General features: G+C 70.1%; 9 protein-coding genes. 5 read left to right on the top strand and 4 right to left on the bottom strand.

The genetic code is table 11. The features are described 5' to 3' along the window. Both KCH87_RS50345 and KCH87_RS46435 read right to left on the bottom strand, forming a co-directional pair. The coding region (locus KCH87_RS50345) for a biotin/lipoyl-containing protein (RefSeq protein WP_210594028.1) at positions 1-443 on the bottom strand (443 nt) is incomplete at its 3' end. 34 nt (positions 444-477) lie between these two features. Next, a complete protein-coding gene (locus KCH87_RS46435) occupies positions 478-2,658 on the bottom strand; it encodes a thiamine pyrophosphate-dependent enzyme (RefSeq protein ID WP_210594027.1) in 2,181 nt (726 codons plus the stop codon). Between the two features lie 138 nt (positions 2,659-2,796). On the opposite strand from KCH87_RS46435, the gene KCH87_RS46430 reads away from it, so the two are divergent. Together KCH87_RS46430 and KCH87_RS46425 are read left to right on the top strand one after the other, a co-directional pair. Next, a complete protein-coding gene (locus KCH87_RS46430; protein WP_210594026.1) occupies positions 2,797-3,297 on the top strand; it encodes a VOC family protein in 501 nt (166 codons plus the stop codon). Positions 3,298-3,336: 39 nt separating this feature from the next. After that, entirely contained in the window at positions 3,337-4,020 is a 684-nt protein-coding gene (locus KCH87_RS46425) for a GntR family transcriptional regulator (protein WP_308299084.1), read from the top strand. Positions 4,021-4,111: 91 nt separating this feature from the next. On the opposite strand, the gene KCH87_RS46420 is transcribed toward KCH87_RS46425, so the two are convergent. Continuing rightward, positions 4,112-5,659 (bottom strand): amidohydrolase family protein, encoded by a 1,548-nt coding sequence (locus KCH87_RS46420; RefSeq protein ID WP_210594024.1) that lies wholly within the window; start codon positions 5,657-5,659, stop codon positions 4,112-4,114. A gap of 505 nt (positions 5,660-6,164) precedes the next feature. Here KCH87_RS46420 and KCH87_RS46415 point away from each other — a divergent pair. From KCH87_RS46415 to KCH87_RS46405, 3 genes are all read left to right on the top strand, one after another. Further along, on the top strand, positions 6,165-6,662 hold the full coding sequence (locus KCH87_RS46415; protein ID WP_210594023.1) for a hypothetical protein: 498 nt from the start codon (positions 6,165-6,167) through the stop codon (positions 6,660-6,662). 483 nt (positions 6,663-7,145) lie between these two features. Then, positions 7,146-7,574, top strand: a complete 429-nt coding sequence (locus KCH87_RS46410; protein WP_210594022.1) for a hypothetical protein — start codon at positions 7,146-7,148, stop codon at positions 7,572-7,574. A gap of 37 nt (positions 7,575-7,611) precedes the next feature. After that, the gene (locus tag KCH87_RS46405) at positions 7,612-8,679 is read left to right on the top strand and encodes an LLM class flavin-dependent oxidoreductase (protein ID WP_210594021.1); all 1,068 of its coding nucleotides are present in this window, start codon (positions 7,612-7,614) and stop codon (positions 8,677-8,679) included. Positions 8,680-8,752: 73 nt separating this feature from the next. On the opposite strand, the gene KCH87_RS46400 is transcribed toward KCH87_RS46405, so the two are convergent. Next, complete coding sequence (locus KCH87_RS46400; protein ID WP_210594020.1) at positions 8,753-9,949, bottom strand: mandelate racemase/muconate lactonizing enzyme family protein; 1,197 nt, start codon at positions 9,947-9,949, stop codon at positions 8,753-8,755. Between the last annotated feature and the right edge of the window lie 96 nt (positions 9,950-10,045).

Below are 10,045 nucleotides of genomic sequence, written 5' to 3'. Positions count from 1 at the left end.
GCCCCCCCCCCCCCCCGCCCACCCCCCGCCCCCCCCCGCCCGCCCCCCCGCCCCCCCCCGCCCCCCCCCGCCCCGGGGCGCGCCGGCGCGCGCGCCCGCCCGCCGGCCCCCCCCCCCCGCCCCGCCGGTGTCTGTTCCCCCTCGCCGGCCCCGGTGGAGACACCGAGCTCCGCGAGGAGCTGTTCAAGGTCGGCCCCGGTCTCGGACGTATCGCCGACCAGTGCCATCGGCGCACCGACCTCGACCGTGGCGCCGTTCGGCACGAGTGCGCGAAGAATCACCGCGTCCGACTCGGCCGCCACCTCGACCAGTGCCTTGTCGGTTTCCAGGACCACGATCGGGTCTCCGGTCTTGTACGGGGTGTTCTCCTTCACCAGCCATTCGGACAGGACGGCTTCCGTCGCTCCGGCGGCGACTTCGGGCACGCGCAGCAGCGTTGCCATGGGTCTACTCCTACCTGGGTCTCGGGCCGTGGGCTCAGTTGGAGGCGATGTCGCGCAGGGCGCTGACGACTTCTTCGGTACGAGCGATCGCCGCCCGCTCCAGGACCTTGCTGATGCTGGGCGATGCCTCGCCACCGGTGACGCGCTCGATCGGGGCGTCGAGCCAGTCGAAGAAGCGGCGCTGGATCTCGTCCGCGAGCCACCCGCCGTACGAGGTGCCCCTCGCCCCCTGCTCGACGATGAGGACCCGGTTGGTCTTCCTGATGCTCGCTTCGACGGTGTCCCAGTCGAGGCTGGCGCGGTCGAGCCAGCGCAGGTCGATGAGGTCGGCCTGGATCTCCGGCACCTGGTCGAGCGCTGCCGCACAGTGGTTGACCATCGACAGGTACGAGATCACCGTCAGGTCGCCGCCTTCCCGGCGCAGCGCCGCCCTGCCCACCGGAATGCGGTAGTCGAGGTCGTCGACCGGTCCGCTCCCGGTCGTCGTGTAGAGATCGACGTGCTCAAGTACGACCACCGGGTCCTCGCAGGCGAGCGCGGTGTTCATCAGGCCCACGTAGTCGAAGGGGTTCGACGGGGCGATCACGCGCAGTCCCGCCGCTGTGGTGAGGACACCGGCCGGATCCATGGTGTGCTGCGACCCGTACCCGGTTCCGGCCGCGAGCTTGGACCGCAGGACGAACGGCACGGCGCTCTCGCCGCCGAACATGTGGCGTGCCTTGGCCACCTGGTTGAACAGCTGGTCGGCAGCCACCCACATGAAGTCGGCGTACATGAACTCGACGATCGGGCGGAACCGTCCGTCGATGGCCATACCGCCGCCGAGACCGGCAAACGCGTTCTCGCTGATGGGCGTTCCCAGCACACGGTCGGGGAACAACTCCAGCGCCCGCTTGGTCGCGCCGTTGGTTCCGCCCCTGAGCCGGTTGACGTCCTCGCCGAGCACGACGACGCGTTCGTCGGTCTCCATCCGGCGGCCGATCACGTCACTGACCACGTCGATGAACCGCCGGTCCGTCAGCTTTCCGGAGAAGCTCGCGGCCTCCTCGTAGCGGCTGCCGTCCAGTTCGCTCAGGTCGCCGCGGACGCCCACATCGACGAAGGCGGTGTCCGGCCAGGCCGTGGGCCTGATTCGACGCGTCCCGGGCTTGCCCTCGGGATCCGGTTCCAGGAGCGAGTCACCGATCTCCCGCATCACGGCCGCGACCTTCTTCTGCGCGGCCGTCACTTCTCTCGCGGTCGCGAGCTTGCGGCGGACGACGTGGGCCCGCAGCTGATCCAGGGCGTCGCGGTCGCGCCAGGCCTTCTCCTCGGCCTTGTCCCGGTAGCCGAATGCGCTGCCCGGATAGGCGCCGTTCTGGTGGAAGTAGCGGTACACCTCGGCCTCGATGATGGTCGGACCGTGGCCGGCGCGCATGTGACCGAGGGCTTCGTTCATCGCCAGGTTGACGGCGAGGGCGTCCATGCCGTCCACGCGCCAGCTGGGTATGTTGAAGCCCGCTCCCCGAGCCGACAGCCTGGCCTCGGCGGTCACTTCGCCGATCGGGGTCGAGACGGCGTACAGGTTGTTCTCGATGAAGAAACAGATGGGCAGCCGCCAGGCCGCCGCGAGGTTGAAGGTCTCGAGGACCGAGCCGATGTTGACGGCGCCGTCCCCGAAGTAGGTCACGGTGACGGCGTCCGTCCCGGCGTGCAGCTGGTTCCAGGCGAAACCTGCGGCCTGCGGGACGCCGCCGCCCACGATGGCGTTCGTGCCCATGGCCCCGGCCTCCCGCCACTGCAGATGCATCGAACCGCCCCGGCCGCGGCAGAAGCCGTCGGCCAGGCCGCAGATCTCGGCGAGGGTGCGGCGCAGCACCATGCGTACGTCGTCGTTCAGCTCGGGCAGCCCGTCGGCCTTGCCGGGCAGGACGTGACCGAAGGCCTTGGCGAGGAACTGGTGATGCCCGCGGTGCGAGCCGTTGACGAAGTCGTCGCTGCGCAGCGGCAGCACCGATCCGACGGCGCCGCCCTCCTGCCCGATGGACGAGTGCACGGGGCCGTGGATGAGCCCTTGACCGGCGAGTTCGAGCGCGTACTCCTCGAAGGCCCGGATCCACAGGCCCTGGCCCAGCATGCCCAGCAGCAGGGCGGGGTCGGCGGCGTCCCAGTCTTCGGCTGAGGCGCTCAGCTCCACCCAGGGCGAGCTGGGGGACAGAGGATCACGGCTGGGCATGGGCTCTCCCTGAAGAGTGACTGAGCAGCTTGATTGGATCCATTTGAAGGCGACCGCACCACTCGCGGGGCCGTTTGACCTAGACTATGCGCCTCAAGGGATGTGATCGCAAGAGTGAATGGATCCATTGGAGAGATCATGACGATACCCGGACTGACCCGCCTCGACCACATCGGGCTTACCGTGCCGGACCTCGCGCAGGCCCACGAGTTCTTCGTGGAGGCGCTCGGGTGCGAGTACATGTACGCGCTGGGCCCCTACCGGGACGGTGGTCGCTGGATGAGCGAGCACCTGGGAGTGGACGACCGAGCCGTGATGCGTCGGCTGCACTTCTACCGGCTCGGCGGGCAGGCGCTGTTCGAGGTCTTCCAGTACGAGGCCCCGGACCAGCGCACGCACGTCCCGCGCAACAGCGACGTCGGTGGCCATCATGTGGCGCTCTACGTCGAGGACCTCGATGCTGCGGTGGAGGACCTGCGCCGACGCGGCCTGCGCGTGCTGGGAGAGCCGACCACCAGCCGGGGCGCCAGCGCAGGGCAGCGCTGGGTCTACTTCCTGTCTCCCTGGGGCATGCAGTTCGAGCTGGTTTCCTATCCTGGCGGCAAGGCCTTCGATCACGATCCGCAGGCCTTCGCCTGAGCAGTAGCCCGGGCAGAAGCGTGGACAGGAGTGAGGCAAGTGTCCGAGGGCAACGGCACCCTGCGGGCCGGTGTGGCCAGCCAGCGGATCGCCGACCAGCTGCGCGAGCGCATCCTGTCGGGCCGACTGGCACCAGGCACGCGGATCATCCAGGACGAACTCGCGGAAGAACTGCAGACCAGCAGGCTGCCGGTCCGTGAGGCACTGCGCATCCTGCAGTCGAGGGGTCTGGTCACCCTGCGCGCCAACCAGGGCGCATGGGTGACGCAGATGGACATGCGGGAGTGCGAGCTCAGCTACAAGATGCGTGAGCGGCTCGAACCACTCCTTCTCGCCGAGTCCGCGCCGCACCTGACGGACACGGACATCGCCGAGCTGGCCGAACTGCAGGGGCACATCGAGCAGACCCGCGACGTCGAAGAGTTCCTGGTGCTCGACCGGCAACTGCACTGGGCGACCTACCGGCACCATCGTGCCGACGAACTGGCGAACATCGTCGCCCGGTTGTGGGACACCACCCAGCACTACCGCCGTGCCTTCACCCGGCTGACCGGCGACCAGCGCAGCTGGATCATCAACGCCGAGCACCGCCTCCTCATCGAGGCCCTGCGCGATGGCGACCACCGGTCCGCCGAGCGCATCCTCGAACTCCACATCCGTCGTACGCGGGTTGAACTCTCCCACCACCCGGACGTGTTCCAGACGGGCGCCGCGAGCGGGTGAAGCGCGCCGCCGTCAGTTCCGGGGGCTTGCCGCCGCGACCGGGGGTTCCCCGGCCGCGGCGTCGGCGATCCGGCTGCCTGCCGTACGTGGCTCAGGCGACCTTGAACGGCGGCGGTTCCTGCCCCTCGGCCCACTGCTTCTCGCCGGCCTTCTCCCGGATGTGGTCGCGTGAGGCCTCCGCCAGGCGTCGGGCCCGCTTCAGGTCCGGGGAGATGAGTTCCCCGCCGTACTTGAGCACGCGTCCATTGACCAGAACCGTGTCGACCTCCGCGCGCGTGGCCTGGAAAACGATCTGGTGGGAGGCGTTGGTGAGCGGAACCATGGACGGTGTGTCGGCCCGCAGCATCACCAGATCCGCCAGCTTGCCCGGGGTGATCGACCCCAGCGAGGAGCCCAGCCCCAGGGCGTCGGCCCCGCCCTGCGTCGCGAAGTGGATGACGTCCTCGGTGCGCAGGTCGTTGTTGACGACCGTCTTGCCGTCGGCTTGCGCGGTCTGGTGGTCGAGGCCGCGGTCCGCGTTGAGGGTGGCCCGCATCGCGGAGAACATGTCCGAGCTCCACCAGACGCTGGTGTCCATGGACAGGGAGATCGGGATCCCGTGTTCCCTGACCTTGCCGGTCGGAGGGTATCCCTGGCCCGCGTTGAGCTCGCTCTCGGCGGAGACCGACACATTGCCGCCCGAGTCGGCGATCAGGCCGTAGGCGCTGTCCGGGAAGGATCCGCCGTGCACATAAGTGTTCGTGGGCAGCAGGAAGCCGTTGTCCCGCAGGATCTGGAGTGCGTTGTCGGGGGAGTACTCCCAGATGCCGGCGTGCTGAGTGACCATCAGGTCTCGGTCCCGGGCGAACTCCCAGGCCGGACGCTCCGGAAACGCCGAGTCGGTGGGGGTGTCCCAGGCCAGTTGCATGGTGACGAGCTGGTTCTTGGACGAGAACCGGGTGCGCAGCAGCCGGTCGACATCGCCGGCGGTGACCCACTCCTGCGGCGCGGCGGACAGGTCGCTGTAGGCCAGTCGGGCCCGGCCATGAGAGTCGAAGAGGGCGTCGGCGGCGGCTTCTGCGTGATCGAGGGTGTACAGCGCATGTGACCAGTCCAGGCTGGTGGTCACGCCGCTGTTGATGGCTTCGACCATGGACAGGTAGTTACCGGCGTACACGTCCTCGGGGCGCCAGTACTTGGCCCACCCCAGGTACATGAACTGGAAGTAGTTCTGGATGCTCCATTCCGCCCCGACCCCTCGCAGCACGGTCTGCCACATGTGCCGGTGGGTGTCGATCATGCCGGGCATGAGGATCCGGTCACGCCCGTCGACGACAGCGGCGTTCGAGGGCGTATGCAGATTCGGTCCGACCGCCTTGATGGTGGAGCCGGTGACCAGTACGTCGGCGTTCTGCAGGACACCGAGCTCGGGGTCGCCGGTCACCACGGTGGCCCCGCGGAAGACGATCGGCCGACTGGGCGTGAAGGAAGGCGTCCGGGCGGGCGCCTGCGGTCGGGCCACGGCGGTGGCGCCCAGCCCGACGGTGGCGGCGCCGAGGCCCGTGCCGGCTCCGACCAGGAAGGATCTGCGCTTCAGTCGAGATCGAGAGTGGTCCTGCGGGTTCTGCTGGTCCAAAAGCGACGGCTCGTCGCGGTGCATACGAACTCCAAGTCTGTACCGGCCGCTTGGCGCGCCGGCGTGGGACGTGATGGGCGATGGCGGACGGTGCGGGGTCGTTCAACCGCCGTGGGCGATCGCCGGGAAGGGACGCTAGCAAAGTAATTGCACATGCAGAAGTTGAAAATAGAACTACGTCGAAGGTCTGAGGCGCCTCCGCCCTGAGACCTCGGCGGGCCGAGTGGGGGCGTGGGCGTATCGCCCGTGAGGCGCAGATTCGTTCCCGAGTGCCAGGTGGCCCGCCCAGTGGCCGCGGGTGCGCAGCGGGCGGGCCCGCTCCCTGCGTACGCCCGATCTTGGGCGTACGCGTTGAAGGAGATCCGGCAGCCATGGTGTAGGCGAGGTTGTCGCCCGCCCGCCGGGGTCAGCTGCTCGGCCGGGCGCGAACTGGTGGGAGGGCGCCATCGGCGCGGGCGCCGCGGAGAACCAGGCCGAGCGCGACGAGTACGCCGACGCGCTGAAGACCGTAGAGGAGCCCGGAGGCCGGGTGCCGATCCTCGACACCGTCACCGACCGCTCGATCGGCCTCAGGACCAAGGACGCGGCCCGGTTCCGCGAGGTCATGAACGAGCAGTTCCCGGGCAAGGTCGGCGCGGTGACCGGCCCCTACCGGGCACCGCAGACCCTGCCCCCGGGTCATGTTCGCCCCGGCCGACGAGGTCGACCTGCACTACCAGGGCGAACAGATCCAACTCCTCGGCGCGACCGCCCACATGGCCGACTACTACGGCGCCCGGGCAATCCCGCCCGGGGCCACCCGGAACTGTTCAACGACGACGGCACCGGCGGCATGATCCTGCCGACGCCGCCGCAACAGGTGATGCGGGGCGCGAACGGCACCGGCATGGCCGGCGACCAGGGCGCCTACCACCTGGAGGGCATCACCGCCCTCGACGAACGCGGCCCGGCAGCGGCGGCAGGTCCGGCGACCCACGCTCCGGCGGCGCGGGCCGCACCTCGATGCTGCGCGCCGCGTTCGACCTGAGCACCCGCCTCGGTCCCACGACCGCGGGCGCCCACAGTGCCGACCGCGTCGCGATCGTCGTCTCCACCCGCATGCAGCGCCCGGAGACCTGGCAGGGCCTCAGCAGCAAGTACTTCTTGCGCCTCTTCGACGCGTACACCGCCTGCCTGTACGCCCACCGCCCCGCCACCTTCGTCTTCACCGAGGACGTCAGCGCCGGCGTCCTCCGCGGCTACGCCGCCGTCCTGCTGATCGGCGGGCGCACCGACCTGGACCCGCGCCTCGACGCGGCCCTGACCGAGGTGAGCCAGGAACCGAACGCCGTCCCCGTCTACGCCGACGAGAGCTGCGTCCAGCGCTACCGGGACGCCTACCGCCCCCTCGGCACCGCCTTCACCCACGTCGAGAACGACGAGACGCCACAGAGCGACGACGCGTCCTACCAGCGCCTCCGCCGCCCTGAAGGACGTCGTCACCCCGGTCGCCGAGTGCGGCAACCCCGAGGTGCTGCTCAGCGAGTGGACAGCCGGGAACACCACGTACATCTGGGCGGTCAACAACACGCTGCTCGACTGGGAGCCGAGCCTCGTCTGGCGCGTGGGCCTGCGGTGCGGCCACCGCGTTCCCGTGATGGCGAAGCTGAAGGTCGCGCTGCCCGCGCTGCAACAGCTCGTCGACCTGCTCACCGGGGAGCGGGTCAGCCTGCTCGGCGGGGAGCGGGTCAGCCTGCTCGGCGGGGAGTTCACCGTGGATCTGCGAGGCGGCCCTGCCGGACCTGCCTCTGCCGCGGTCGACGTGACGGCCGTGGGCCCGGACGCCGCCTGGGCGTGCGGGCCCACGCCACACTCACGAACGGATGACGTATTCCCGCCCTGCGACGCTACGAGATCACGCGGCTCCGCAACGGCCCTGCGCCGGGACCTGCCATGCTGAACAGGCTCGATGGGATCCTCACACCATGGAGGTTTTGATGCGTGCAGGCGTCGTTGTCGCCGCGCAGCCCGGTGTGGAGGATCTCGCCGTGCGGGCCGAGGAGTTGGGCTTGCACAGCTTCTGGGTCAACGACACCCCGATGGTCCACGGCGACCCCTTCGTCGCCCTGAGCCTGTGTGCGAAGGCCACCAGCCGCATCAGGCTCGGCATCGGCGTGACCTCACCGGCGCTGCGCTCGGCCCCGGCCGCCGCGAGCGGGCTCGCCAGCCTCAACGCCCTGGCACCGGGCCGGATCATCTGCGGAGTCGGCACCGGGAACACCGCCCGGCGCACCCTGGGCATGCGGCCGACCACGGCGGCCAGGCTGGAGAACTTCACCGTCGCACTCCAGGACCTGTGCGCCGGACGTTCGACCGAGTACCGCGACGGTGACCGGGTCCGCGACATCCGGTTCCTGCACGCCGGGGCGCACGTGAACACCGCCGACCCGATCGAGTTCGTCGTGGCCGCGCTGCTCGGACCGAAGGCCGCCGCCGTCGCCGGCCGCCGCGGCACCGGCCTCATCTCCTTCGGCCTGCTGGACCCCACCGCCTGGCAGGCGCTGCACGACACCCGCCGCCACGCCGCCCCGGGCACACCCGGCGACCCCGACTCCCACACGGACTCCTACGTGGTCACCTCGCTCCACCTGCTCGACGAGGACGAGGACCCCCACGGCGCTGCGGCCCGGGACGCCACAGGCCACCTCGTCCTGTCGCTGCTGGCCTTCGCCGCCGACACGGCCGCCGACACACCCGCCCTCGCCGAGCAACTCGGCCCCGAGGAACGCGAGGCGGTGCGGCGGCTCCTCGACCGGCGCGGCACCACCGCCACCGCGCCGGACCGGCACACCAAGCTCTACCCCAACTACCTCGGACGCATCGCACCGCAGGACCGCGACCTGGTTCTGCCCTCGCTGATGAACACCCTGGCCCTGGTCGGCACCCGCGACGACCTCCTCGCCCGCATCAGCACCCTGGAACAGGCCGGCGTCGACGAACTCCTCATCCAGCCGGTGATCGACCCGCCCACCGAGGTGGCCCAGCTCGCGAAACTCCTCACCTGAACCGACGCGCCTGCCTGCCGTACGCGAGCGGGCCTGCTCCGAGCTGCATTCAAATGGATCGGTTCCGATCCTGCTATGCGGTGCGCAGGGCGCCGACGCCGCGGAGTTGCCAGTTGTGACGGGCCTTGGGGTCTACGGCGGTGGCGGCGCCCGGGGCCTGTGGGCGCTGGAGGTATCCCTCGCGGACGACGCTGCGTTCGGTGTAGGCGTCCTGGGTCCACGGGATGAACTCGACGAGGGGCGGCGCCGCCGACAGGCCGACGCCGACGAGGTGCTGGTGGAGCTGCATCATGTCGCCGGCATGCGGTGCGACGCGCAGGCCACGGGCGGTGGCGAGCCCGGTCACCTGGAGCCATTCGGTCACGCCGCCGAGCCGGGTGGCGTCGGGCTGGACGACACGGATGGCGTCGTGCGTGATGAAACCGTTGAACTGCTGGTAGCTGTAGATGCTTTCACCGGCGGCGATGTCGAGGCCGGTCGACCGCTGGAGGGCGGCATGGCCGTCGAGATCGTCGGCGTGCAGCGGTTCCTCGACCCAGTCCATCCCCGTCTCCTCGAGCACGGGCATGATCCGGTTCGCGGTCGACAGGTCCCAGCGCTGGTTGGCGTCGCACATCAGGGTCACGTCGTCGCCGAGTGCCGAGCGCACCGCCCGGAGCCGGGCGGCGTCCTCCCGCCAGTCCGGCTTGCCGACCTTGACCTTCACTCGGCGCCAGCCCTGGTCGAGGAGACCGGTCAGACCGCGGATGAGCTCGTCGACGGGGGCGTTCAGCCACCCGCCGTCGGTGTTGTACGCCTCGATGGGGTCGGCGGTGCCGCCGAGGAGCCGCCACAGGGGGACGCCGGCGCGCTGCGCGGCGAGGTCCCAGAGCGCGATGTCGACCATGCCGAGCGCCATGTGCACCGGGCCGGCCCGGCCTATCCAGTGGGTGGGCAGCCAGTACAGGCGGTTCCAGGTGCCGAGGATGTCCTCGGAGGAGGCGTCGAGCAGGGTGGGGGCGTAGTAGTCGTCGATGACGGAACACAGCAGCTCCGAACCGGTGTGGACACCGGAGATGCCGGTGCCGACCCGGCCGTCACGGGTGCGGATCTCGACGACGGGCACCGTCCAGTGATCCATGGCCACGGTGGCATCCGCGATGGTTCGGGCGAGTGGCACGGCGAGCGCGTACGTCTCCACCGAGACGATGTCGGCGCCTGCGTCGCCGTGGATCAGGTCGCTGAGACCGGGCGACAGCACACCGAGTATCTGCGGAGCATCGTCGGGCATGGGCTGTTCTTCTCCTTCGCTACGTGGGCGGAACCGGCCGGCGGCGAGTTCATTGCAGCCAGCACCCGTGTCGCCGGGCAATAGTGGATCGCGGAT

It is taken from the genome of Streptomyces sp. GESEQ-35, from assembly GCF_017948485.1.
GTDB lineage: Bacteria > Actinomycetota > Actinomycetes > Streptomycetales > Streptomycetaceae > Streptomyces.
The sequence above is the reverse complement of the archived record's forward strand: the minus strand, read 5'-3'. Positions and strand labels throughout refer to the sequence as shown.

Excerpts from the sequence above, each read along its gene's own strand:
- KCH87_RS46435 (WP_210594027.1), bottom strand. The coding sequence starts at position 2,658 with ATGCCCAGCCGTGATCCTCTGTCCCCCAGCTCGCCCTGGGTGGAGCTG.
- KCH87_RS46430 (WP_210594026.1), top strand. The coding sequence starts at position 2,797 with ATGACGATACCCGGACTGACCCGCCTCGACCACATCGGGCTTACCGTG.
- KCH87_RS46420 (WP_210594024.1), bottom strand. The coding sequence starts at position 5,659 with ATGCACCGCGACGAGCCGTCGCTTTTGGACCAGCAGAACCCGCAGGAC.
- KCH87_RS46405 (WP_210594021.1), top strand. The coding sequence starts at position 7,612 with ATGCGTGCAGGCGTCGTTGTCGCCGCGCAGCCCGGTGTGGAGGATCTC.
- KCH87_RS46400 (WP_210594020.1), bottom strand. The coding sequence starts at position 9,949 with ATGCCCGACGATGCTCCGCAGATACTCGGTGTGCTGTCGCCCGGTCTC.